The organism is Mycolicibacterium nivoides (assembly GCF_003855255.1).
GTDB lineage: Bacteria > Actinomycetota > Actinomycetes > Mycobacteriales > Mycobacteriaceae > Mycobacterium > Mycobacterium nivoides.
In genome coordinates this window covers 3,182,122-3,204,158 of sequence record NZ_CP034072.1, presented here as the reverse complement: position 1 = coordinate 3,204,158, position 22,037 = coordinate 3,182,122, and the positions used below count along the sequence as shown (strand labels likewise).

Annotated in this window: 22 protein-coding genes, 1 tRNA gene and 1 pseudogene; 21 read left to right on the top strand and 3 right to left on the bottom strand. The window is 62.2% G+C overall.

Annotated features, from left to right (window positions below):
* Window positions 1–104: 104 nt before the first annotated feature.
* The 12 genes and pseudogenes from EH231_RS15310 to EH231_RS15255 form a co-directional block, all read left to right on the top strand.
* Window positions 105–1,160, top strand: coding sequence for an MlaD family protein (locus EH231_RS15310; RefSeq protein ID WP_124712710.1), 1,056 nt, complete (start codon window positions 105–107; stop codon window positions 1,158–1,160).
* Window positions 1,153–2,226: an MlaD family protein gene (locus EH231_RS15305; protein WP_124712709.1), complete on the top strand. Its 1,074-nt coding sequence runs from the start codon at window positions 1,153–1,155 to the stop codon at window positions 2,224–2,226. The genes EH231_RS15310 and EH231_RS15305 overlap by 8 nt, the downstream gene beginning before the upstream one ends.
* Window positions 2,223–3,341, top strand: coding sequence for an MCE family protein (locus EH231_RS15300; protein ID WP_124712708.1), 1,119 nt, complete (start codon window positions 2,223–2,225; stop codon window positions 3,339–3,341). Before EH231_RS15305 ends, EH231_RS15300 begins: the two co-directional genes overlap by 4 nt.
* Window positions 3,338–4,594, top strand: a complete 1,257-nt coding sequence (locus EH231_RS15295) for an MlaD family protein (RefSeq protein WP_124712707.1) — start codon at window positions 3,338–3,340, stop codon at window positions 4,592–4,594. The genes EH231_RS15300 and EH231_RS15295 overlap by 4 nt, the downstream gene beginning before the upstream one ends.
* Entirely contained in the window at window positions 4,591–5,841 is a 1,251-nt protein-coding gene (locus EH231_RS15290) for an MlaD family protein (RefSeq protein ID WP_090424449.1), read from the top strand. The genes EH231_RS15295 and EH231_RS15290 overlap by 4 nt, the downstream gene beginning before the upstream one ends.
* A 24-nt stretch (window positions 5,842–5,865) precedes the next feature.
* Window positions 5,866–6,558, top strand: a complete 693-nt coding sequence (locus EH231_RS15285; protein ID WP_124712706.1) for an Rv1363c family protein — start codon at window positions 5,866–5,868, stop codon at window positions 6,556–6,558.
* 7 nt (window positions 6,559–6,565) lie between these two features.
* Window positions 6,566–7,378 carry a DUF3298 domain-containing protein gene (locus EH231_RS15280; protein ID WP_124712705.1) on the top strand — a complete coding sequence of 271 codons (813 nt, stop codon included), beginning with the start codon at window positions 6,566–6,568 and terminating at the stop codon, window positions 7,376–7,378.
* A 140-nt stretch (window positions 7,379–7,518) separates the two neighbouring features.
* Entirely contained in the window at window positions 7,519–8,550 is a 1,032-nt protein-coding gene (locus EH231_RS15275) for an ABC transporter substrate-binding protein (protein ID WP_241178184.1), read from the top strand.
* Window positions 8,547–9,350 (top strand): ABC transporter ATP-binding protein, encoded by an 804-nt coding sequence (locus tag EH231_RS15270; RefSeq protein WP_124712703.1) that lies wholly within the window; start codon window positions 8,547–8,549, stop codon window positions 9,348–9,350. The genes EH231_RS15275 and EH231_RS15270 overlap by 4 nt, the downstream gene beginning before the upstream one ends.
* On the top strand, window positions 9,343–10,200 hold the full coding sequence (locus tag EH231_RS15265; RefSeq protein WP_164480903.1) for an ABC transporter permease: 858 nt from the start codon (window positions 9,343–9,345) through the stop codon (window positions 10,198–10,200). The genes EH231_RS15270 and EH231_RS15265 overlap by 8 nt, the downstream gene beginning before the upstream one ends.
* Before the next feature lie 43 nt (window positions 10,201–10,243).
* Complete coding sequence (locus EH231_RS15260) at window positions 10,244–11,581, top strand: LLM class flavin-dependent oxidoreductase (RefSeq protein ID WP_124712702.1); 1,338 nt, start codon at window positions 10,244–10,246, stop codon at window positions 11,579–11,581.
* Between the two features lie 43 nt (window positions 11,582–11,624).
* Window positions 11,625–11,831: pseudogene (locus EH231_RS15255) on the top strand (MFS transporter); the annotation flags it as partial.
* A gap of 93 nt (window positions 11,832–11,924) precedes the next feature.
* On the opposite strand, the gene EH231_RS15250 reads toward EH231_RS15255, so the two are convergent.
* Complete coding sequence (locus EH231_RS15250) at window positions 11,925–12,416, bottom strand: YajQ family cyclic di-GMP-binding protein (RefSeq protein WP_090424455.1); 492 nt, start codon at window positions 12,414–12,416, stop codon at window positions 11,925–11,927.
* A 108-nt stretch (window positions 12,417–12,524) separates the two neighbouring features.
* On the opposite strand from EH231_RS15250, the gene EH231_RS15245 reads away from it, so the two are divergent.
* A tRNA-Tyr gene (locus EH231_RS15245) sits at window positions 12,525–12,607 on the top strand.
* A 21-nt stretch (window positions 12,608–12,628) separates the two neighbouring features.
* On the opposite strand, the gene EH231_RS15240 is transcribed toward EH231_RS15245, so the two are convergent.
* Window positions 12,629–13,831, bottom strand: a complete 1,203-nt coding sequence (locus tag EH231_RS15240) for a tyrosine-type recombinase/integrase (protein ID WP_241178003.1) — start codon at window positions 13,829–13,831, stop codon at window positions 12,629–12,631.
* A gap of 257 nt (window positions 13,832–14,088) precedes the next feature.
* On the opposite strand from EH231_RS15240, the gene EH231_RS15235 reads away from it, so the two are divergent.
* From EH231_RS15235 to EH231_RS34785, 4 genes are all read left to right on the top strand, one after another.
* Window positions 14,089–14,289, top strand: coding sequence for a helix-turn-helix transcriptional regulator (locus EH231_RS15235; protein WP_338134366.1), 201 nt, complete (start codon window positions 14,089–14,091; stop codon window positions 14,287–14,289).
* 444 nt (window positions 14,290–14,733) lie between these two features.
* Window positions 14,734–14,991: a helix-turn-helix transcriptional regulator gene (locus EH231_RS34790; protein WP_124712699.1), complete on the top strand. Its 258-nt coding sequence runs from the start codon at window positions 14,734–14,736 to the stop codon at window positions 14,989–14,991.
* A 612-nt stretch (window positions 14,992–15,603) separates the two neighbouring features.
* Entirely contained in the window at window positions 15,604–15,903 is a 300-nt protein-coding gene (locus EH231_RS15225) for a hypothetical protein (protein ID WP_124712698.1), read from the top strand.
* Window positions 15,904–16,280: 377 nt separating this feature from the next.
* Complete coding sequence (locus EH231_RS34785) at window positions 16,281–16,793, top strand: HNH endonuclease signature motif containing protein (protein WP_124712697.1); 513 nt, start codon at window positions 16,281–16,283, stop codon at window positions 16,791–16,793.
* Window positions 16,794–16,896: 103 nt separating this feature from the next.
* Here the strand turns inward: EH231_RS34785 and EH231_RS15215 are convergent, their stop codons facing one another.
* Window positions 16,897–17,442: a hypothetical protein gene (locus tag EH231_RS15215; RefSeq protein WP_124712696.1), complete on the bottom strand. Its 546-nt coding sequence runs from the start codon at window positions 17,440–17,442 to the stop codon at window positions 16,897–16,899.
* Window positions 17,443–17,700: 258 nt separating this feature from the next.
* Between EH231_RS15215 and EH231_RS15210 the strand changes: the two genes are divergently transcribed.
* The 4 genes from EH231_RS15210 (at window position 17,701) to EH231_RS15195 (ending at window position 21,774) form a co-directional block, all read left to right on the top strand.
* Window positions 17,701–18,921 (top strand): terminase TerL endonuclease subunit, encoded by a 1,221-nt coding sequence (locus tag EH231_RS15210; protein WP_338134365.1) that lies wholly within the window; start codon window positions 17,701–17,703, stop codon window positions 18,919–18,921.
* Between the two features lie 11 nt (window positions 18,922–18,932).
* Window positions 18,933–20,288 carry a phage portal protein gene (locus tag EH231_RS15205; protein WP_124712694.1) on the top strand — a complete coding sequence of 452 codons (1,356 nt, stop codon included), beginning with the start codon at window positions 18,933–18,935 and terminating at the stop codon, window positions 20,286–20,288.
* A gap of 66 nt (window positions 20,289–20,354) precedes the next feature.
* Window positions 20,355–20,789: a hypothetical protein gene (locus EH231_RS15200; protein WP_124712693.1), complete on the top strand. Its 435-nt coding sequence runs from the start codon at window positions 20,355–20,357 to the stop codon at window positions 20,787–20,789.
* 124 nt (window positions 20,790–20,913) lie between these two features.
* A complete protein-coding gene (locus EH231_RS15195; RefSeq protein ID WP_124712692.1) occupies window positions 20,914–21,774 on the top strand; it encodes a phage major capsid protein in 861 nt (286 codons plus the stop codon).
* Window positions 21,775–22,037 lie beyond the last annotated feature (263 nt).

Genomic DNA, 22,037 nt, shown 5'->3' with positions numbered 1-22,037 from the left:
GCACCGCCCCCGGGTGGTGCACCCGCGCCGGGACCTGCGGGTCCGCTGTTACCGGCCGAGGCCGCACCCGCTGCCGCACAGTCCGTTTCGGGAGAGGGAGGCCAATGAAATACCGCGGTGCGGCGATCGGCCTGGCCCTGTTCATGGTGGTCGCGCTGACGCTGACCTGGCTCGTCTATGTCACGCTGCGTCGTGACGTGGCGGGCAAGACGGTGCCTTATGCGGCGCTGTTCTCCGATGTATTCGGTCTGCGTGAGGGCGATGACGTCCGGATGGCCGGGGTCCGGGTCGGCCGGGTGGAGAAGATCGAGCTGGAGGGCGCTCTGGCCAAGGTGTCGTTCGTGGTGCAGGACAACCAGCCGATGTACGGCCGGACGGTCGCGTCGGTCACCTACCAGAACATCGTCGGCCAGCGCTATCTGGGCTTGTCGCTGGGGAACATCGGTGACCCGGGCCCGCTTCCGGCCGGCAGCGTCATCCCGGTCGAGCAGACCGATCCGTCGTTCGACGTCGGGACGTTGCTCAACGGATATGAGCCGCTGTTCAGCGTGCTCAACCCGCGCGACGCCGACAACCTCACCAAAGGGGTGATCGCCTCGCTGCAGGGCGACAACGCGTCCATTGTCGCGCTCGTCGATCAGACCTCGCAGCTGACCGATTCCTTCGCCGGCCGGGATCAGGAACTCGGCGAGGTGATCAACAATCTGAACGCGGTGGCCAAGAACCTGGCCCAGCACAACGACAGTCTCGACGAGGTGATCACCCAAACCCGGGGGATGGTCGCCACATTCGACGCCCGCCGGCCCGAGATGGTGAACTCGCTGGGTTCGATCTCCAAGGTGGTGCAGCAGCTGTCGACCATCAGCGACCAGGTGTACCCGTCGCTGAACGAGCTCGTGACCCGGCAGCCCGGGTTCGTCTCGCACATGGTCGGGATCGAACCGCAGCTCGCGTTCACCGGTGCGAATCTGCCGTTGCTGCTCAAGGGATTCGCCCGGTTCACCAACGAGGGTGCCTACGCCACCACCTATGCGTGTGACCTGAACGCGACGGGCTTCTTCCCGGGCCTCAACGACGTCACCCCGATCATCGTCGATGCCGCCACCCCGGGGAACAAAGCGCAGTACACCCCCAAGTGCAGGAATATGGCCAATGGTTGACCAACTGACGAAAGCGGAGACGCCGAAGGCGCCGAAGGCGCGGAAGAAACAGCGCCGTCCGCTGGAGACCTACAACCGGACCTGGCTCGGGATCATCGCGGTCGCCGTGGTGGCCGTGCTGATCGGGGCGATGCTGATCGTCAAGGTCGCCGATGTCGGCTACCGGCAGTACACCGCACGGTTCCAGCAGGCTGCCGCGCTCAAGGCGGGTAACCCGATCACCGTGGCCGGTATGCCGGTGGGCGAGGTCAAGAGCATGAAGCTGGCCGGCGACCACGTCGAGGCCAAACTCAAGGTGCGCGACAATGTTCCGCTCGGGAAGGACTCCCGGGCCGTCATCAAGATCACCACCATTCTGGGCTCGCGCTATCTGGCCCTGCAGCCCGCGGGGTCGGGTTCCCTGCCCGACAACACCTTTGACCTCACCCACACCGAGGTGCCCTACGACCTGCAGGAGGCGCTGGGGGACGTCACGACCACCTTCGAGCAGGTCGACTCCGACAAGTTCGCCCAGACGCTGAGCATCCTCGGCAAGCAGATGGAGGGGCTGCCGGAAGTCGTGCCGCGGGCACTGCAGAACACCCATACGCTGGCGACCATCATCGCCGACCGGCGCGACCAGCTCGGATCTCTGCTGGAGACCACCGACATCGTCGGCAACACCCTGCGTCGCCAGCAGTCCACCATCGGCAACCTGGTCAACCAGGGCAATGACCTGGTCGGCGAATTCGTCATGCGCCGGGCCTCATTCCAGGCCATGCTGTCGGCCTTGACCAATCTGGTCCAGACCCTCACCGGCATCGTGGTCGACGACCGGCCACAGCTCGAGCAGTTGCTCACGAATCTCAAGGATCTGTCGAACATGTTGGGCCAGCACGACGATCTGCTGCGCAGCGTCCTGCAGTCAGGCCCGGTCGCCCTGCGCGGACTTGCCAACGCCACCGGCAACGGCAACGCCGGGGAGATGCACGTCGCCAACGGGCTGCTGATCGACTCCTGGATGTGTGCGATCAGCGGCAGAGCCAAGCAGTTCAACATGATCCAGTACTACAAGGACTGCAAATGAGCATGAGCCGTAAAAAGCTGCTGGCCCTGTGCGTGGCCGGTGCGGTGCTGGTCGCCGCGGTGGCCGGCGCCGGCTGGTGGTTCCTCAAGGACCGCACCAACACCATCACGGTGACCGCCCAGTTCGACAGCGCAGCAGGTCTTTACGAGGGCAACACGGTTGCCGTGCTCGGCATGCAGGTGGGCCGCGTCACCAAGATCACGCCGAAGGGCAACTACGTCGAGGTCGAGTTCACGGTCGACAAGGACGTCTCGGTGCCGGCCGACGCGCAGGCGGTCACCATCTCCAATTCGATCCTCACCGACCGCCAGATCGAGCTGACCCCGGCCTACCACGGTGGGGCGACCCTGCAGAACCACGACACGATCGGCCTGAACCGGACCAAGACCCCGGTCGAGTTCGCCCGGGTCCTCGACGTGCTGGACAAGCTGTCCTCCTCACTGAAGGGCGACGGTAAGGGCAACGGACCTCTCGCCGACGTGGTCAACGCGAGCGCCGCGATCGCCGACGGAAACGGCCAGCAGATGAAGGACGCCCTCGGTGAATTGTCAGACGCGTTGCGGCTCAGTTCCGATCGGGGAGCAGTGACCCGCGATCAGCTCACCACGATCGTGCGCAACCTGAGCTCGCTGTTCGACGCGGCCTCCCGCAACGACGCCACACTGCGCGAGTTCGGTTCGACAGTCCGTCAGCTCAGCCAGATCCTGGCCGACGAGAACTTCGGCAGCGGCACCACCGGCAACAAGATCAATCAGGTGATCACCCAGGTCGGCGAGGTGCTGCAGGCTCACCGCGACGAGGTGAAACAGATTGTCCTCAACGGCAACACCGCGCTGACCACGTCGGTGGATCAGCGGCGGGATCTGGCCGAGTTCCTCGATCTGGCCCCGTTGACGCTGGACAACATCTACAACATCGTCGACCAGACCAACGGCTCGGCGCGGGCACACGTTCTGGTGGACAAGGTGCTGTTCGATTCGCAGACCGTCAAAGAGGTCTGCAACATGATGGGGCTGCGGCAATTGGGGTGCAGCACCGGAACAGTGCAGGACTTCGGTCCTGACTTCGGGCTGTCCTACATGCTCGACGGCATGGCGGCGATGGGGCAGCGATGATCAGACCGGTGCGCAAATATGTTCTGCCCGTAGTGATGACGGCCTGCCTGACCATTTCGGGTTGTGCCTCCGAAGGCCTGGCCAGCCTGCCGTTGCCGGCTCCCGGCGTCGGCTCGGGCGGTTACAAGCTGACGGCGATCTTTTCCAACGCCTTGAACCTGCCGGCCAATGCCAAGGTGAAGCTGGCCGGTGCCGATGTGGGTGAGCTCGAGTCGATGGTGGCCAGCAACTACACCGCGGTGACCACCCTGCGCATCATGGATGGTGTCCGGCTGCCCCGTGGCACCACCGCCGAATTGCGTTCGGCGACACCGCTGGGCGATGTGTTCGTCTCGGTCAGGCCGCCGACCCCGGTCGACCCGAACGCCCCGCTGCTCAAGGACGGCGACACCATCGGCCTGGATTCGACGCGGGCCGCCGCGACCGTGGAATCGCTGCTGGGATCGGCGGCGATCCTGGTCAACGGTGGGGCGGTGCGCAACTTCACCAACATCATCAACGGCATGGGTAAGGCCACCGGTGACCAGGGGCAGGCTTTCGGAAACCTGATCGCCAAGACGAACCACACGCTGGGCACGCTCAACGCGCGCTCCGATCAGCTCTCGACCGCGATGACCGAGACGTCGCAGCTGCTGCGGCAGATCGAGGACAAGAACCAGACCGTCAGTGAGTTGATGGACGCGGCCGGGCCTGCCACCGACACACTGGCCGAGCACACCACCCAGATCGCGGATCTGATCACTCAGATCGGCGACACCTCGGCACAATTGCGCAAGTTCCCGTCGATCGCGGGGACCGACACCAGCGGGCGCAGCGTGATCGCCGACGCCAACAAAGTGGCGGGTGCCTGGAACGATGTGGCGCTGTCCCCGGATGCCTCGCTGTACGCGCTGAACCGGTTGATGCCGCCATTGGTGAAAGCGACTTCCGGCAGTGGTCTTTCGGTGCGCGCCAGTATCGACCGGCTGATCCTCGGGTCGATTCCGGATATCGGGTTCGCCGGTGACCCGGGATTGCACGGCCCCAAGCGCTACAACTGGCATCAGCTGGTCGGCTCACTGCAGTACACGTTGTTGCGGCTGCAGGAGCGCGTCGTGGGCCGCGGTCCGTCGGTGCCTCAGATGCCGGTGATCCCCAGCCCGACCGAGCCCGGCCAGATCGTGCCGGCTCCTCCGGAGGCGCCGGGTCCGGTACCGCCTGCTGAGGTTGCGCCTGCTCCCGCTGAGGTGCCGGCCGCGGAGGTGCCGCGATGATCAACGCACTCGCCGATTTCGTGGTCAACGTGGTCCGGGCCGGATACCGGCGCCGATCCTGGCTTTCGGCCGGCGCGTTGGTGATGACCCTGGTGGTCGCGGGCGCCTACCTGATGGTCGGGGCGCTGAGGGTCAAGCCCTTCGACTCCAGCTACCGCATCACCATCGAGCTGCCGGAATCGGCCGGCCTGCTGCCCAACCAGGACGTCACCCTGCGTGGCGTGCGGATCGGGAAGGTGGAACGGCTCAACATCACACCCACCGGGGTCCAGGCGGTGGTGAACGTGAATTCGGCTGTGTCGATTCCGAAATCCAGCGACGTGCGGGTGTCGGGTCTTTCCCCGGCAGGTGAGCAGTACATCGACTTCGCGGCGAACACGGCAGACGGCCCGTTCCTGGCCGACGGCAGCGTGATCGGCCTGGGCAAGGCCACGGTGCCGGTCAGCCTGGCCCAGTTGCTCGCCGACGCCGACGGCGCGCTGTCCCAGGTCGATGTCGACAAGCTCGAAGTGATCCGCCGGGAACTGAGCATGTCGCAAGCCGGTCCCGGCAAGCTCGCCGATGTCATCGACGGCGGCACATTCCTTCTCTCGACGCTGGATTCGGTCCTGCCCGAGACGGTGAGCATGCTGCGCAACAGCCGCGTGGTGTTCAACCTGATGGCCGACAAGAACGCCGGCGTCGTGGTGGCTTCCGACAATCTCGACTCGACGTTCGACGGGATCAACAGGATGCGGGACGGTTTCCGCCGGCTCACCGATCAAACCCCGGGTGCGTTGAACTCTGTCGACAACCTGTTCGCCGACAACTCCGACACCATGGTCCAACTGCTCGGAAGCCTGGCCAGCACTTCACAATTGCTGTACCTGCGGGTACCGGCGCTGAACGCGCTGTTCCCGAACTACCGCACCTCGGTGCTCGACGCCCTGGGCAGTGTCATGCATGACAACGGGCTGTGGGCCACCGCCGACATCTACCCGCGCTATACCTGTGACTACGGAACACCGCGCCGGCCACCGGCGTCGGCCGACTACCCGGAGCCCTACATGTACACCTACTGCCGGGACGATCACCCGGGCGTCCTGGTCCGCGGGGCCAAGAACGCACCGCGCCCGGCGGACGACGACACCGCGGGGCCGCCGCCCGGCGCGGACCTCGGGCGCACCACCGACCCGACGCCGCGGGGTCGCTACACCATCCCGACTCCCTACGGCGGCCCGACCCTGCCGATCGAACCGCCCCGCTAATCCACCCAACCTCACCCAAAGGAGATGACGGTGACCGTGACCGCTGACAAGCACACCGACGACGAGAAGACCGAAATCGTCGACGACGCAATCGGTATCGAAGAGACAGCCGGCGAGATCGTCGAGCCCGAAGCCGAAGCCGAAGCCGAAGCCGAAGCCGAAGCCGCGCCGGAATCCGACGCCAAGACCGAGGCTGACGACGACAAAGCCGAGGCGGAGCCGGAGGGCGCGACCCGGGGCTGGCGCCGGCGTGTGCTCGTCGGCGCCGTGGTTGCGGTATTCGTTGCCGCGCTGGCACTCTCAGGCTTCCTGGGGTGGACCGTGTGGCAGAACAAGCAGGTGACGCAGGCCGGAAAGCAGGCCCAGGATGCCGCGGTGACGTACGCCCAGATCTTGACGAGTATCGATTCCAGCAAGGTCGACGAGAACTTCAACCAGGTGCTGGCCGGTGCGACGGGCGAGTTCAAGGACATGTACTCGCAGTCGAGCATGCAGCTGCGCCAGTTGCTCATCGACAACAAGGCCTCAGCGCATGGCGTTGTGGTGGACTCGGCCGTGCAGTCGGCGAGCAAGGACAAGGTCGTGGTGTTGTTGTTCGTCGACCAGTCGGTGTCCAACACCACCGTTCCCGACCCGCGGATCGACCGCAGCCGCATCAAGATGACGATGGAGAAGGTCGACGGGCAATGGCGCGCAAGCAAAGTGGAACTCGCCTGAGCCGGCCATGATGCGCATCGGCAAACTGATCGGCGCGGCGGCCCTGGCCGCGGGCTCTCTGGTGGCCATCACGACCGCCCCGTCCGCCGAGGCGTCGGCGGCATCCTTCTGCGGCGAACTGGGCGCCCAATGGGATGGGCAGTCCTGCCATACGTCGGTGACCTCGGACCGAAAGGCGGTCCGTGACATCAAGATGGCACTGCCCGGCGATCTGGTGGAAAACCCCGTCATCCGGCAGTACCTGACCAACCTGATGAACAACTGGCGCAACGCCGCGCAGAAGATGGCCGCCGACAGCTTCGGCGAGGAGCAGTTCGAGATCTTCCAGCATGGCGACGCGCTGACGGCCGTCTTCCATGAGATGTACTCAGGGACCGTCGGTACCGACGCCCTGTCGCACCCGAACGCGCCTATCGTCAGCGACGCGTACCGCACCTTCACGTTCGCGGGCGGGCGGCAGCTGCAGCTGGCCGACCTGTTCAAACCGGGCGCCGATTTCCGGGCCGAGATCCCGCGCCTGGGCGAGCCGTTCATCGTCGCCGCACTCGATGCGGCACCGCCGCCGCATCAGCCCGGCACCTATCCGTTCACCCCGGACCGCTGGACCCCGGACAACGTCTACTCGGGCGGATACAAGGCTTGGGCACTGACCCCGGACGAGCTGATCCTCTATATGCCGGATTACCCGGTCGGGCGGGACAGTCCGGTCGATTTCACTCCCGGCAGGATGCAGTGGTCGATGGACGGCGGCACGGTGCAGGCGCGCATTCCGCTCTCGGCGCTGGCCCCGGTGCTACAGCCGCAATACGGCGGGGTCTGACCCGTTCTACTCGGAGCCTTTCGATTCTTCGCGAGGCTAAAGGGTTACCCGGCATGAGTTTGTTGCCACCATGAGCCGCACCAATCAGTGCGACTCCATGGGGGACAACGGGCATGCGCCTATTCAGTTCGGTACTCGCGATGCTCAGCGCACTCGTGTTGGTACTGACGGCGTGTGGCTCGTCCGGTGAGCCGGCGCGCACCGAAGACGGCAAGACCGTGGTGCGCTACCAGGGCTGGGCCGGCGAGGTTCGATTCCAGGAACTGGCCGAGGACCTCGGCTACTACCAGAAGATCAAGCTCGATTGGGTGGGGAACACCACGAGCGGGCCGCAGGACATCCAGTCGGTGGCCACCGGCGATATCGACGTGGGTGAGGCGTTCAACGGCGCCGTGGTCAAGCTCAACGCCGCCGGCGCGCCGATCACCTCGGTGCTCAGCTCCTACGGCGCCGATGAGGGCGAATACACCGGCTACTTCGTTCTGGAGAACAGCCCGATCCACTCGGCACGCGACCTGATCGGCAAGAAGGTCGGGATGAATACCCTTGGCGCCCACCACGAATTCCTGACCCGGGAATGGCTGGCCAAAGAGGGACTTACCAACGACGAGATCAAGACGGTGACCCTCACGGTGGTGCCGCCGGTCAACACCGAGCAGGCGTTGCGGGAGAAGCAGATCGACGTCGCGGCGCTCAACGGGATCTGGCGCGAGACCGCGCAGCAACGCGGCGGGATCCGGCCGCTGTTCACCGACAAGTCACTGTTCGGGGCGTTCAGCTACGGCACCTATGTGGTCCGTGACGATTTCCTGGCCGAGAACCGGGATGCGGTGGCCGATTACGTCCAGGGCACCGCCCGGGCCATCCGCTGGACCCAGGTGACCCCGCGCGACGAGGTGGTGGCCAAGTTCCGCGAGATCATCAACAAGCGAAAGCGCAACGAGGACACCCAGTCCATCGAGTACTGGCGCAGCTCGGGCATTCCGGTGCCCGGTGCGGTGATCGCCGAACGCGAACTGCAGACCTGGATCGACTGGCTGGTCCGCAACGGTGAGCTCAAGGCAGGTCAGCTCAAGGCCAAGGATCTCTACACCAACGATCTCAACCCGTACGCCAACGGAACTTATCCCGAAGGCAGCGGTCCGGACGGGAAAGTACTGGCGCACAAGTGAGTACGCAAACGAAGCTGAGTCTGCGCAATGTGACCAAGCAGTTCCCGATCCGTGGCGAGAAGACCAGTTTCACTGCCATCCAGGACATCAGCATCGACGTCAAGGCAGGTGAGTTCCTGGTGTTGGTCGGGCCGAGTGGTTGCGGCAAGTCGACGCTGCTGGACCTGCTCGGCGGGCTGACCCAACCGACGTCGGGGGAGATCCTGCTCGACGGCAAGCCGGTCACCGGACCCGGGCTGGATCGGGGCATCGTATTCCAGCAGTACGCGCTGCTGCCGTGGCGCACCGCCCGCAAGAACATCGAATTCGGCCTGGAAGCAAAGGGTCTGCCCTCGGCGGAGCGGCGGCGGCGGGCCGAGGAGTACCTCGAGCTGGTCGGGCTGCAGGGCTTCGCCGATCGCTACCCGCACGAACTGTCGGGTGGAATGAAGCAGCGCGTCGCGATCGCCCGCAGCCTCGCGTTCGACCCCGAGGTGCTGCTGATGGATGAGCCGTTCGCCGCGCTGGATGCCCAGACCCGGGAATCCCTGCAGGACGAGCTGCTCAGGATCTGGCAGGCCACCGGTAAGACCATCCTGTTCATCACCCACGGCATCGACGAGGCGCTGTACCTCGGCCAGCGGGTCGCGGTGCTGACGTCACGGCCGGGCCGGATCAAGCAGATCGTCGACGTAGACATCGACCGCAACACCGACGACGTCCGCTCCAGCGAGGGATTCCGGGCACAACGCCACCACATCTGGTCACTTCTGCACGACGAGGTGGAACGCGCCCGGTCCGAGGAGGTTCAACATGTCTAACGCCGTCGCGGTAGCTCCCGTCGAGTCACTCGCCGAGATCCCGACCGAGGCGCCGACGACACCGGAACCCGAGCATCGCGGCCGCCGGCTGCGGGCCCTCACCTGGCGCCTGTTGCGTGCCACGGTGGTCGTCGCCGCGTTCCTGGCGCTGTGGGAGGTGGCCCCGCGGATCGGGCTGGTGGACAAGGTCTTTCTGCCTCCCTTCTCTGAGGTCGTCAGCGCCTGGTTCACCCTGCTGAACAACGGCCAACTGTGGGAGCATGTTTCGGCCAGCCTGTCGCGCGCGCTGGCCGGTCTTGCCATCGCGATCGTGGTCAGCATCCCGTTGGGAGTGGCGATCGCCTGGTACCGGCCGGTCGCGGAGTTCCTCAACCCGATCCTGGAGCTGTTCCGCAACACCGCCGCACTCGCCCTGCTACCGGTGTTCATCCTGATCCTGGGGATCGGGGAGACCTCCAAAGTGGCGCTGGTGATCTACGCGGCGTCGTTCCCGATCCTGCTCAACACCATCTCCGGGGTTCGCACCGTTGACCCCCTGCTGATCAAATCTGCCCGCTCCCTCGGGCTGTCACCGCTTCGGCTGTTCCAGAAGGTGATCCTGCCCGCGGCGGTACCCACCATCTTCACCGGCCTGCGCATGGCGGCGGCCTCGTCGATCCTGGTGCTGATCGCCGCCGAGATGGTCGGCGCCAAGGCCGGATTGGGTTACCTGATCACCGCATCACAGCTCAACTTCCAGATCCCCAACATGTACGCCGGCATCGTCACCATCGCCCTGGTGGGCGTCATCTTCAACGGCATCGTGGTGGCCATCGAGGGCCGGCTGTCGGGCTGGCGGGCCACGACCTGAACGCCGGACATACGAAACGTACGAGAACTCGACAAGGATCTTCATGACGCGACAACTTCATCTCAACGCCTTCCTCATGGGAGTCGGGCACCACGAGGCGGCGTGGCGGCACGAGCGCACCGACGTACGAAACCTGACCGACGTCGAGCACTTCCAGCGTCTGGCCCAACTGGCCGAACGCGGCAAGCTGGATTCGGTGTTCTTTGCCGACGGGTTGGCTGTCGGGCCGCGGGTGAAGCACAACACGCAGGCGATCTTCGAGCCGATCACGCTGCTCACCGCGATGGCGACGGTCACCGAGCACGTCGGCCTGATCGCCACCGCGACCACCGGCTACATCGAGCCCTACACCCTGGCCCGCAGCTTCGCCTCCCTGGACCACATCAGCGGAGGCCGGGCCGGGTGGAACATCGTCACCTCGGCGGGGGAGGACGAAGCGGCCAACTTCGGCGTCGACGGCATCCCCGACCATGCCGGCCGCTATCGGCGGGCCACTGAATTCGTCGACGTGGCAACGGCTTTGTGGGACAGCTGGGAAGACGATGCACTGGTTCTCGACGAGGCCAGCGGTACCTTCGCCGATACGGAGCGGGTGCACCGGATCGACCACGACGGCGAGCACTTCAAGGTCCGTGGGCCACTGAACACGCCGCGTTCGGTGCAGGGTCGTCCGCTGTTGGTCCAGGCCGGGTCCTCGGAGTCGGGCAAGGATTTCGCCGCGCGCTACGCCGAGGCGATCTTCACCGCGCAGCGCTCGGTGGCCGACGGCAAGGCGTTCTACCGCGACGTGAAAGCCCGCGCCGTGAGGTTCGGCCGCAGCGCCGACGAGGTGAAGATCCTGCCCGGCATCGTGCCGTTCATCGGGCCCACCGAGGAAGCCGCTCGCGAACTGGAACAGCAGTTCACCGACCTGATCTCGCCCGAGTACTCGTTGCGCCAGCTGTCGCAGATGCTCGGAGTGGACCTGACCGCGCATGCGCTCGACGCACCGTTGCCCGTGTTGCCACCCATCGAGCAGATCCAGGGCAACAAGAGCCGCTACCAACTGGTGAAGGATCTCGCCAGCAGCGAGTCGCTGACGGTGCGGCAGCTGATCGCCAAACTCGGTGGCGGGCGCGGACACCGGACCTTCGCGGGGACCGCCGAGCAGGTGGCCGACGACTTGGAGCTGTGGTTCACCGAGGGCGCCGCCGACGGTTTCAACATCATGCCGCCGTATCTGCCCGGCGGCCTTGAGGATTTCGTCGAGCAGGTGGTGCCGATCCTGCAGCGGCGCGGACTGTTTCGGACCGACTACACCGCGACGACGCTGCGCGGGCACTACGGGCTGGCGCACCGGCCCAGCCGTTACACGGTGACGGCGGCCGAAACCAGCGCGTGAGGGAGGGCGTCCCGCTCCGCTCTCTGGCCACCACAGTCTTCCTGCCGTCCGCGATGCGGTGCTCCCGCTGTGGGCCGATCACATCGGGCTGAGCGCGGCGACTGCCTCGTTGGTGTTCGGCATCGGTGCGTTGGCCGACCTGTTGTGCTCCTACCCGGCCGGGATGGTGATGGACCGCTATGGGCGACGGGCGATGGCGGTGCCGTCACTGTTGGTGATCGGTGCGTCGCTGTTCGCGTTGCCGTTCTCACCCTGGCCGACCCGCTGAGTGTGCCGAGTGTGCGCTCAGATCGCGATTTCGTCGTCAAACGCGATCTGAGCGCACACTCGACAGACAGCGCCTCTAGCGGTAGTTGACGAACTGCAGCGCCACGTCGAGATCGGAGCCCTTGAGCAGGGCGATGACGGCCTGCAAGTCGTCGCGCTTCTTCGAGCTGACCCGGATCTCGTCACCCTGGATCTGCGCCTTGACACCCTTGGGGCCTTCGTCGCGGATGATCTTGGTGATCTTCTTGGCCTGCTCGCTGCTGATGCCCTGCTTGATGTCTCCGGACACCTTGTAGGTCTTGCCGCTGGCCTGCGGTTCGCCGGCGTCGAAGGCCTTCATCGAGATGTCGCGACGGACCAATTTCTCCTTGAACACGTCGACCGCTGCCTTGACGCGCTCCTCGGTGCTGGAGGTGAGTTCGATCACTTCTTCGCCCTTCCAGGCGATGCTGGTGTCGGTGCCGCGGAAGTCGAACCGGGTGGACAGTTCCTTGGCGGCCTGGTTGAGCGCGTTATCGACCTCCTGACGGTCGACCTTGCTGACGACGTCGAAGCTGGAATCCGCCATTGGACGCCCCTCCTCTTCCCTCGATAATCCTGCCGGTTTGTAACTTAGGTACATCCTCGTTGTACCCTGCTAGTCGCACCAAACCGGAAACGGGGCGGGGCGACACCAGGCAGATTGCCCGAGCGGCCAATGGGAGCGGACTGTAAATCCGTCGGCTTACGCCTACGCAGGTTCGAATCCTGCATCTGCCACCGCAGGTCAGGGCTGGTTTTTTAACCGGTCCTGACCTTTTTGGTATCTGCGGAATGCCGCAGTGATACCGCAGTAGCCTCTAGTGCATCGCTGAGAACGTCGGCAGCGTGCGTCAGGTCGGCGTCATACAGGTGCCCGTACTGGTCAAGTGTCATCGCAGCCGTGGCGTGGCCTAGTTGGCGTTGCACCACTTTGATATTCGCCCCGGTGGAGATGAGTAGGGACGCGCAGGTGTGCCGTAGATCGTGGGGCGTGATCGTGGGGAATTCGGGCGTAACCGCCTTGCCCGTCTCGGCTGTCTCCCGTGCCCGCTGAGCTTCCGTCTCGGCCCGCATCGCGGTAACCGCTTTGTCGAACTCATAGCGGTACTGATGATTGGTCAGCGTTGTACCCGTGCGATGCGGGAACACCAGTGCCTTGGGGTCTGCGGGCAGTTCGGCAACTAACCGGTCCCATGCCCAGCCCGGTACCGCGACCTCGCGTGTCTTGTTGGTCTTGGTGCGGGTGGTCACCGTCCCTTGACCCGTCACGTTGGTAGCCGACTCTGAAACGATCAGCTTGCAGTCCTTAACGCCCGACCGCCGCAATGCGAACGCTTCCCCGGTACGGATGCCGACGCAGCCGAGAATGAGCGTCAGCGTGGCGTACAGCCGCATGTGTGACACAAAGCCGAGAAGCTGCTCACGGGTCAAGGCGTGCTGCTCGCGTCCGTGCTCGGTGGGTAGGTCGTACTTGCGCTCTAGTTGTGAAGCGACGTTCTTGGTTACAAGCCCTGACCGCTGTGCGTACTTGAGGACCGCGCCGACGAGTTGGTGGGTCTGGCGTATCCGGCTGGCTGAGAGTGCGGTGTCTCGCTGCGAGCCATCCACGGAAAGACTCCCTATCCATGTCGAAAATGATTGGTAATCAATCGCTTTCAGTGGCACATTCTTCCACTTCGGCAGGATAATGGTGTCCAGTAGGGACCGGTAACCCGCCAAAGTCTTTGGCTTGCGGTGACTTTTGGTCTCAAACCACTGCTCTGCGACCGCCCCGAATGTCGCTGCACTCTTGCTCGGGTCGACGTATTCGCCGCGCTGAATGTCGGCAGTGAGTCCGTTCAGGTAGGCCTGCGCGTCCGGCTTGCGGTCAAAGCTCTTGCTTCTCTCGTGGCCGCTGCCATCTACCCATCGAACTTGCCAACGTGTGACCTTGCCGTAGACCGCTGATCGCGCGGTGCTCATTTTGCCGTCTGGACCCTTGACACGCTTGTGCCACCGGTCAGCTATCCCGGCTCTCTGGTGTCTAAGAGTCATAACCGCAGGATACCGCAGCAATCCGCTGCACAGGTCCGTTTGGATGTGTCAGTCCTGACCCGCGATCCGCCCGCTAGACTGCCCAGCGTTGGACAGATCTGGCAGCGTAGGACTCAGCCGCAAAGGGAGGTGACCAGTCATGAAACCGCTTGAACCACAAGCGCATAAGCGAGAGGACTACCCTCGTGACACCTATACGTTTAGGCGCCAAAGACGCCGCTGCCTACCTTGGTGGACTGCCTGAGGACACCCTGAGGTATTGGCGGTATGCCGGTACCGGACCCCGTAGCTACCGGCTGGGGCGGCATACGTTCTATGACGTAGCGGACCTTGATGCTTGGGTGGCTGAACAGAAGGCCGCGACCGCACGGGGTGGCATTGGATGAGCCTGAGACCCTGTGCCCATCGAGCACACCCCCCTGTGCCTATAGAGCACAGGGTAGGGCCGAAACCTGTGCCCATAGAGCACACCGTAGAAACCTATCTTTTAGAAAACTAAAGAGAAGCCCAGCGGGGGCCGCATTAGACGAGTCCGCATTGGTCCTAGCCGTACCCCACCGCCATAGAGTTCTCCCCAACGCTTCGCTTCAACGCGGTTGGCACCGAATCCGGTTTGTGGTGGAAGCGTCCGGTTGGTCACGTGCTTGCGAAACGTATTGGCCTGGACGATGGGAATGGGTGGCATTGGGTGCTGAATACCCGTTCTGGCAGTCCTTCTCGTCCATGCCGCCGAAGGCGCAGCAAGCGCATAGACCCAAACCATAAGGCTTAGAAGTGAGGAGGAGTAGAATGGACATTAGGACCACCGGCGATAGTTTCCGTCGCTTGTGATGTGCTCTCAATATTGGGCACCGTTGCGTATCAACCGCATTCACTCTGAGGTACCACCCATGTTCCCTGACCGTTTGACGCTTCCCGAAGCTGCCGAGTACATCGGCGTATCGGGCAAGACTCTGTACATGTGGTACGAATCCGAACGTGGTCCAAATGCATTCAAGATTGCAGCTCGACTCTGGTATCTACGAAGCGACATTGACGAGTGGGCGAACGCTGAGATGGCTGCTACCGCACATGGCGGTGTTCAGTGAGGACACTTAGTCGCAACCCGGTCAAGCACTATGGGTGTCCGCTGAGTGAGGGATACGTTGCCATCTCGAATGACTTTGCACGTTCCGATCTGCATCCGGCAGCACGAGGTATCGCACTCGAAATCATGTCCCATGCAGACGGATTCGGTGTTTCTGTGGCGGATATGGCTGCACGGTCTGGCCACACGCGGAGATACATTCAGAAGTACGTTGACGCTCTGGTGTCGGCACGTTGGCTAGTGCTACGCGAATACCGAATGGCTAACGGAAATCGCGCCTTCTACGAGTACTGCATTCGGTCTGATCGCCCGTTCACAACCGACGAGGTTGCCGACATTGCCGCGCCGGTCATGTTGACGGAAAACCCCTCAGTTGCCCCAGGTGCTAAGTCGCATAAGGACACACCCGACGCGACCGAAAGCCAAGCAGCGTTGATGCCAGAGGCCACTACGGTGCCGTCTGTGGGTGACGCACCAACTTGCAACCTATGCAATAGGCCGGTCATTGACGACGAATGGAAGAACGGCAGTGGATCGTGGCATCTCGCATGTCTGCGCAAGCGATTCCCCGACACACGTTGGACCGACGAACCCGAGAATGCTGCCCCATGGAATGAATCGCCTGAACCACGAACCGAACCCGCAGGAGTTTGAAGTGGCAGTCACCTACGACCCCCGACAGTGGGAACCGCTCGCGGCCCGTTTGATGCTCGCATGGCTTGAAGATGACCCCGAGCTACGTGACTACTACCGCGAGCAGATCGCCAACGAATCCGGCTACAACGGTGAGAACTTCGCTCTCGCGGATTGTGCCGCGTACATCTTCGCTGCTGGCTACACCGTTCCCGCGTCCCGTGAACGTGCCCGCGAGCATCTGACTGAGTTCCTTCTCAAGATCACGGAGTCGGCATGAGTCGAGCGTATTGGGAACCAACTGGCCGCAGCCGACCGAAGCCAGCACGCGGCAATCGTCGCACCTGTGCCGCAGATATCGCCGTGCTCGGAGACCCACACAACGGTGTTGTGGATGTTGTGGTAGACCCTGGCGGAACTGAATCCGTCGAAATAATCACGCTCACAGTGGATCTCATGGTGTCACTGAGGGACAAGTTGGCACGCAAGATCGAACAATTGAGGAACGCCAATGTGTGACAACGACACTGACGCCGAAGCACTGCCAACACGTCAGCTCAACGCCATCGCAGCATTCCCACACGGCAGCCGCTACGTTTTGTCCCTCATGGATGACGATGGCGAACTACACACATTCGAGCTATCAGGGCCGAAGCTATGCCAAGTCTCAACAGTCATCGTGAACGCCGCCCAAGGCATCCCGTCAGGCACACTCAAGCTATTCGAATGAAGCGCCCGTGCATCGGGTGCGGTGAACCAATCGACAACGGCACATACTGCCCTAGCTGCCGACCCACGCAGACCGGTAACAGGTCACATCCACTGTTGCACACTGCCAGATGGGAGCGCTTGAGCAAGCGGCTCCGCAAGTTCAGTCCGTTCTGTGAAAACTGCGGCAGCACAGAACAATTGAGTGTTGACCACATCATTCCCGTCACACAACGCCCAGACCTCATCTTCGAATTGGCCAACCTGCGAGTGCTGTGTATGCGATGCAACAGGCAACGCGGCAGTACATGCACCAATGAAGAACGCGCAATGGTCGAACAAAGAATGGATGTCCGTCGCCAACGCCGCATAAGGTGTAGGGCATATTCGGCCATTCCCACGACTGCCGACCGACCGGACAAAAGCCCAGGTCACGACGACGCTACCAACTCAGGTCTCTGACCAGCGCAAACGCAGCCGGCAAAAGGATGGCCCGAACCCCTCGGGGATACCGGCGACTAGCGCCGACATCGGACACTCAGGCACAGAGCAGGGGCAATTACACCTAGGTGCCTACGGCCTTGTACTTGCGGATCGTCTTTCGATCACCATGGTCGATTTTTGTGAGGACATCGATCATTTCGTCAATCCGATTCTTTTGATGTTCGAGTTCTCTTCGGAGAGCGAACTGTTCCTGCGTACGTCGAGCGGCGATGTCTTCGATAGGACGGCCATAATCCTCGTGGTTTTTGAGCCTTTCGTCCGCGTATTGTGCGCTGGACCAGTAGGCATTCAGCAAGCCTTCCGAGCCAAGCACGCTGAGGGATTCTCTACTAGGGCAGGTGAGTCCGTCCTGGCTGACTCGACTAACTCGATCCCGCAAGTTCGTCAGAGCATCCGGCACTGGATAAGCAGGCGTCTTCCCTCGTTGGAGTTCAGCTAAGGCGTTGCGTGTGTCGGTCTGAACCTCTACAAGAACAGCTCTGAGTTGGTCTCTTAGGGCTTGCTGTCGTTCGTTGATTGGCTTTCTGGTCTCTTTCCGGATGGTCCAGGCGGTATTGCCCAAACTGATCGCCAATGCGAGATACGCAGCAACTGATCCCCACTCCATATTCAGGAGTTTATCGTGCATGCCGGACCTAAGAGGGCGGTTGACGCGTCGCCTCTGCCGTGGCGTCCGCGTGGGTCAGAAAGCGAGCGTTTCGCCCAGTTCTGCCGCAAGTTTCTACTGCTGCCAGACGGCAAGCCGCTGATCTTGCGGCATTGGCAGCGGGAGCTGGTCTCTTCGGTTTGGGATGCGGACCCCCGTCCGCGTTTGGCCGCGTGGGCGTTGGCACGCGGGAATGGAAAGTCTTGTCTCGCTGCCGCCATGGCTGTGTACGTATTCATGTTGGGCAGTGATGACACATCGGTTGATCTGGTGGCCGTTGATGAACGCCAAGCCGGAATTGTATTCCGCATGTGTGTTCGTTTCATCGAACGCAGCCCGGAATTGAGCTGTCGTGTACAGGTTTTCAAGGATCGCCTCGTCATTCCTATCCGTGGTGCTGAGTTGACTTGTCTACCAGCTTCACCGGCAGCTCTTGAGGGCCGCAATCCTGATCTATGCATCTGCGACGAGGGTGGCCGCATTGCACCGGAAGTGTACGAGGTTGTGGCGCTGGCGTCGGGTAAGAAGCCGACGAGTTTGGTTCTGTTGATTGGTACGCCCGGACCTCAGCCGGATAATGAGCTTGCGCAGTTCCGTCAGCAGGCTAGCGACTGCCCGGACGACCGCAGCCAGGTTTACCGCGAGTTCAGCGCAGCAGGTTTTGAGGATCATGGCACAGACTGCGAACATTGTTGGCGTTTGGCCAATCCCGCACTGGATGACTTCCTGTACGCAGATGCTCTTGCAGCGCTGCAACCGCCGAAGATGAGTGAGAACCATTTCAGGCGTACGCGTTTGGTGCAGTGGGTTACCGGCAGCGGAGACCCGATCTTGCCTCCGGATCTGTGGGATGGATTGTCGTCGGGTGTCGGTATCCCTGACGGTGCCGATGTGGTGCTGAGCTTCGACGGATCGTACAGCGGTACCGATGCCACGGTGCTGTTGGCTGCGACGGTTTCACCCACTCCGCACCTTGATGTGCTGGGTGTGTGGCAGCGCCCGAACTACTCGGAAACTGATTGGCGCGTGCCGATTCTCGACGTTGAGCAAGCCATCAGGGACGCATGTGAACGGTGGAATGTGGTTGAGATCGCGGCGGATCCGTACCGTTGGCAGCGTTCCCTAGCGGTGTTGTCGGCAGAGGGGATTCCGGTTGTCGAGTTCCCGCAGACCGTAAGCCGCATGAGTGCCGCGACGGCTGAGTTTCTGACTGCGTGCCGCAACGGTCAGCTTTCGCACTCCGGGGATGCCCTGCTACGTGAGCACATCGGCAATGCGGTGTTGTCGGAAGACAACCGTGGTGGGCGTTTGGTGAAGTCGAGCAGGAGCAGGCACGCGGGCCGTATCGACGCCGCCGTGTGCGCTGTCATGGCCTACTCACGTGCCTCGTGGCGGTCCACACATCCGAAGAAGCGTTTTCGCGCAGCATCTTTCGCATAGGACTTTGAACAATGACCGATGACCTGATCGAGCTTCTACAGGCACTCGACAGCCGACAGTACCGATATGGATTGCTGGACAACTATTTTGAGGGCGTTAGTCCGCTGTCGTTTCTGTCTCGCGAGGCGAAGGTGGCGTTGCGCAACTTTGATCAGTTGAGCAGCAACCTATGCCGCACTGCGGTTGTCAGCTTGCAGGAACGTTTGAGGCTGTCGGGTGTTGAGGGTGCCGACGTGTGGGATTTGTTTGAGTACAGCGACTTGGATCAACTGGCGGCGCAGGTGCATCGGGATGCACTGTTGTATGGCGTCGGCTATGTGCTGTGTTGGACGGATGTGAACGGTAAGCCACGTGCGACGGTTGAGCATCCCCATCAGGTTGCCATCATCCGCGATCCCGTTACAAGGCAGATTGTTTCGGCTGTGAAGCGCGTTCGCACCAAGCAGACTACCGAGGTGTGGGTGTATTTCGCTGACCGTGTTGAGCATTGGACGGCGAACACGCCGAGTGCTGGCAGTGCGGGATATGAACTGGTGGAGACTGTTCCGCACGGTCTGGGCGTGGTTCCTGTCGTGGCTATCGGTGATGACGACGAGCCGTCTGTGATTGATGACCTGACCACGATTCAGGATGCCATCAACAAGCTGTTGTTGGACATGATGGTTGCCAGTGAGTACGCGGGCAGGCCAAGGCGTTACGCCAGCGGAATTGAGTTGACGGAGAAGCCTGTCGTTGACGACGACGGCAACCCTGTCTTGGACGACGACGATCAGCCCGTAACGGAAGCGGTCAATCCATTTCCGGAGACGAATCGCATGATGATCAGCGAGGATGCCGGGTCTCGTTTTGGCGCTCTTCCTGCTGCCGATCTGAAGACGTTTGAATCTGGTGTACACGTTCTCATTTCACAGGCGATGATGGTTAGCGGTCTACCGGCGCACTATGTCGGATTGCTGCAGGACTCCGTAACCAGTGCCGACGCATTGCGTGCCGCTGAGGCCGCACTAGTGGCAAGGGCTGAGGCACGTCAGCGTCAGTACGGCGTTGGATGGGAGCAGGTGGCCCGTCTGCTGGTCGCTATCCGTGACGGGGTGGATCCAGACACTGTGATTGCACGTGTGGTGTGGAGTCCCGCCGATACGCGTTCGCAGGCTCAGGAAGCCGACTACGCCGTCAAGCTGTACAGCGCCGGAATCTTGTCCCGTACGAGCGTCCTCAAGCGGCTAGGCCTGACTGCCGATGAGATCGCCGAAGAACTGAAGCACAGCACCGATGAAGCCCTGGCGGTTGCCGATGCGCGTGCACTGAATATGGCATCTGAGATTGGCATTTTGAGCCGTAAGTCGCCCGCTGCCGTAAGTGCATAGACATTGCCCCACGCGTGCCCTGTTTGTGGCTCTGTGTGGCTCTGAGCCCTCTGAGAGGAAGCCCTGATGGCTGACGTAACCGAAGTGCAGGCCGATGACCCTGCCGACGGCGAACTAGACGAGATCACCGACGACGTGCAGCCCGACGACGACCAGGGCGACACCATCGTTTACAAGCGTGCCGACATTGAGAAGCTACGCAATGAGGCGAGGGACAACAGGCACCGTGCCGAGGCCGCCGAAGCGCGAGTAGACGAGTTGAGCCGTGCACTGTTCACGGCACGCGTAGAGGCAACTGGGAAGCTGGCAGATCCCGATGATTTGCCTTATGACGCCGAACTGTTGACCGATGATGACAAGTTGAACACGGCTGTGGATGACTTGATTGCCAAGCGTCCCCACTATGGGAAGCGCAGGGTTTCCGGCAGCGTCGGTCAGGGTGTGACCGGTGACCGTGACGAACCTTTCTCGCTTCTAGGCCGTCTGCAGCGTTCCGTCTAAGTAGATTTGGAGATAGGCAAAGCGACTGATTCGCAACCTATCTCACCCTTCTGGGCCTGATGCCCTAATCCATGCTCCTGTCCTGATGGCAGCGGTACCACGTTGTTATTCAAGGGATTTAAGCATGACTATCCAGACCCCGGCCACTCAGCCGACCCTTACGGCGGCAGAAGTCGCCAAGCTTTTGGTCCAGCCGCTAGAACAGGAATCCTCGTTTCTCGCTGCAGGCCCGCAGATCATTGACACCGCAGGACCGTTGCGCGTTCCGCGTATCGCTTCGGGTGCCAGTGCAGGTTTTTACGCACCGGGTGCGACGATCACCGATTCGAACGTGTCGTTTGATGAAGTGGCTTTGCTGCCAAGCACTTTGAAGGGCATCAAGTCCCTGACGATTCTGTCGAACGAACTTGTTCGTGAAGCAACCCACACTGTGGGCGCTCTTGAGCAGGTCGTTTCGACTCGTCTGGTAACCGATGTGTCGAACGTCTTGGACGCCGCACTGTATGACGGCACCGGAGCAAGTGACACCATCAAGGGCATTTTCCGCCAGAGCGGCATCACCACTGGTGTTTTGGATCTCGCAGACCCGGACAGCCTGATTGATGGTTTGGCGGCAGCTCAGGGCAACCATGTCAGTGCCACCCATTGGGTGATGACTCCGCAGGCGTTCGCAGCTCTACGCAAGCTGCACGTTGGCGAAACCGATGCTCGTTACTTGCTGGATCCGAACATGCATGAGGGAACACAGTTCACCCTGTTCGGACTGCCGGTGATCGTGACCGACTACATCCCGAACGTGTCAGGTAAGGCACGCGTGGCGTTGGTCGACTTCTCCAAGGTTATCGTTGCCCGCGACCAGGATCCGACGATTGCAATTCTCGATCAGACATTCGGTGACGCGGATTCTGTTGGCATCCGTGTCACTGCCCGTTTCGATGTGGCTGTGCTGCATCCTAAGGCTGTCACTCTGTTGACTGAGGCGTAATCATGCCAGCCGCAACGGTTGTGGATTTGTCTGCGTTGCTTGGCCGCACTGTTTCGGCTGAGCAGGGTGGGACTGTCCTGTCCATTGTCACTGCGATGGTTAAGGCCTACACCCGTAACGAGGGATTCGTAGACGGGGTACCTAACGATGAGTTGCGGGCAGTCATCCTATCCGCCGCGTGCCGCATGGTCGCTAACCCGCGAGGTATCGACCTTGCGGAGAGTGTTGGACCACAGTCAGTTTCGTTCCGTGGCGCATTCACC

What these genes read in the sequence shown, in the direction of transcription:
- EH231_RS15310 (WP_124712710.1), top strand. Translation starts at nt 105, where the DNA reads ATGAAATACCGCGGTGCGGCGATCGGCCTGGCCCTGTTCATGGTGGTC.
- EH231_RS15305 (WP_124712709.1), top strand. Translation starts at nt 1,153, where the DNA reads ATGGTTGACCAACTGACGAAAGCGGAGACGCCGAAGGCGCCGAAGGCG.
- EH231_RS15300 (WP_124712708.1), top strand. Translation starts at nt 2,223, where the DNA reads ATGAGCATGAGCCGTAAAAAGCTGCTGGCCCTGTGCGTGGCCGGTGCG.
- EH231_RS15295 (WP_124712707.1), top strand. Translation starts at nt 3,338, where the DNA reads ATGATCAGACCGGTGCGCAAATATGTTCTGCCCGTAGTGATGACGGCC.
- EH231_RS15290 (WP_090424449.1), top strand. Translation starts at nt 4,591, where the DNA reads ATGATCAACGCACTCGCCGATTTCGTGGTCAACGTGGTCCGGGCCGGA.
- EH231_RS15285 (WP_124712706.1), top strand. Translation starts at nt 5,866, where the DNA reads ATGACGGTGACCGTGACCGCTGACAAGCACACCGACGACGAGAAGACC.
- EH231_RS15280 (WP_124712705.1), top strand. Translation starts at nt 6,566, where the DNA reads ATGATGCGCATCGGCAAACTGATCGGCGCGGCGGCCCTGGCCGCGGGC.
- EH231_RS15275 (WP_241178184.1), top strand. Translation starts at nt 7,519, where the DNA reads ATGCTCAGCGCACTCGTGTTGGTACTGACGGCGTGTGGCTCGTCCGGT.
- EH231_RS15265 (WP_164480903.1), top strand. Translation starts at nt 9,343, where the DNA reads ATGTCTAACGCCGTCGCGGTAGCTCCCGTCGAGTCACTCGCCGAGATC.
- EH231_RS15260 (WP_124712702.1), top strand. Translation starts at nt 10,244, where the DNA reads ATGACGCGACAACTTCATCTCAACGCCTTCCTCATGGGAGTCGGGCAC.
- EH231_RS15250 (WP_090424455.1), bottom strand. Translation starts at nt 12,416, where the DNA reads ATGGCGGATTCCAGCTTCGACGTCGTCAGCAAGGTCGACCGTCAGGAG.
- EH231_RS15240 (WP_241178003.1), bottom strand. Translation starts at nt 13,831, where the DNA reads ATGAGCACCGCGCGATCAGCGGTCTACGGCAAGGTCACACGTTGGCAA.
- EH231_RS34790 (WP_124712699.1), top strand. Translation starts at nt 14,734, where the DNA reads ATGTGCTCTCAATATTGGGCACCGTTGCGTATCAACCGCATTCACTCT.
- EH231_RS15225 (WP_124712698.1), top strand. Translation starts at nt 15,604, where the DNA reads ATGAATCGCCTGAACCACGAACCGAACCCGCAGGAGTTTGAAGTGGCA.
- EH231_RS34785 (WP_124712697.1), top strand. Translation starts at nt 16,281, where the DNA reads ATGCCAAGTCTCAACAGTCATCGTGAACGCCGCCCAAGGCATCCCGTC.
- EH231_RS15215 (WP_124712696.1), bottom strand. Translation starts at nt 17,442, where the DNA reads ATGGAGTGGGGATCAGTTGCTGCGTATCTCGCATTGGCGATCAGTTTG.
- EH231_RS15210 (WP_338134365.1), top strand. Translation starts at nt 17,701, where the DNA reads ATGGCTGTGTACGTATTCATGTTGGGCAGTGATGACACATCGGTTGAT.
- EH231_RS15205 (WP_124712694.1), top strand. Translation starts at nt 18,933, where the DNA reads ATGACCGATGACCTGATCGAGCTTCTACAGGCACTCGACAGCCGACAG.
- EH231_RS15200 (WP_124712693.1), top strand. Translation starts at nt 20,355, where the DNA reads ATGGCTGACGTAACCGAAGTGCAGGCCGATGACCCTGCCGACGGCGAA.
- EH231_RS15195 (WP_124712692.1), top strand. Translation starts at nt 20,914, where the DNA reads ATGACTATCCAGACCCCGGCCACTCAGCCGACCCTTACGGCGGCAGAA.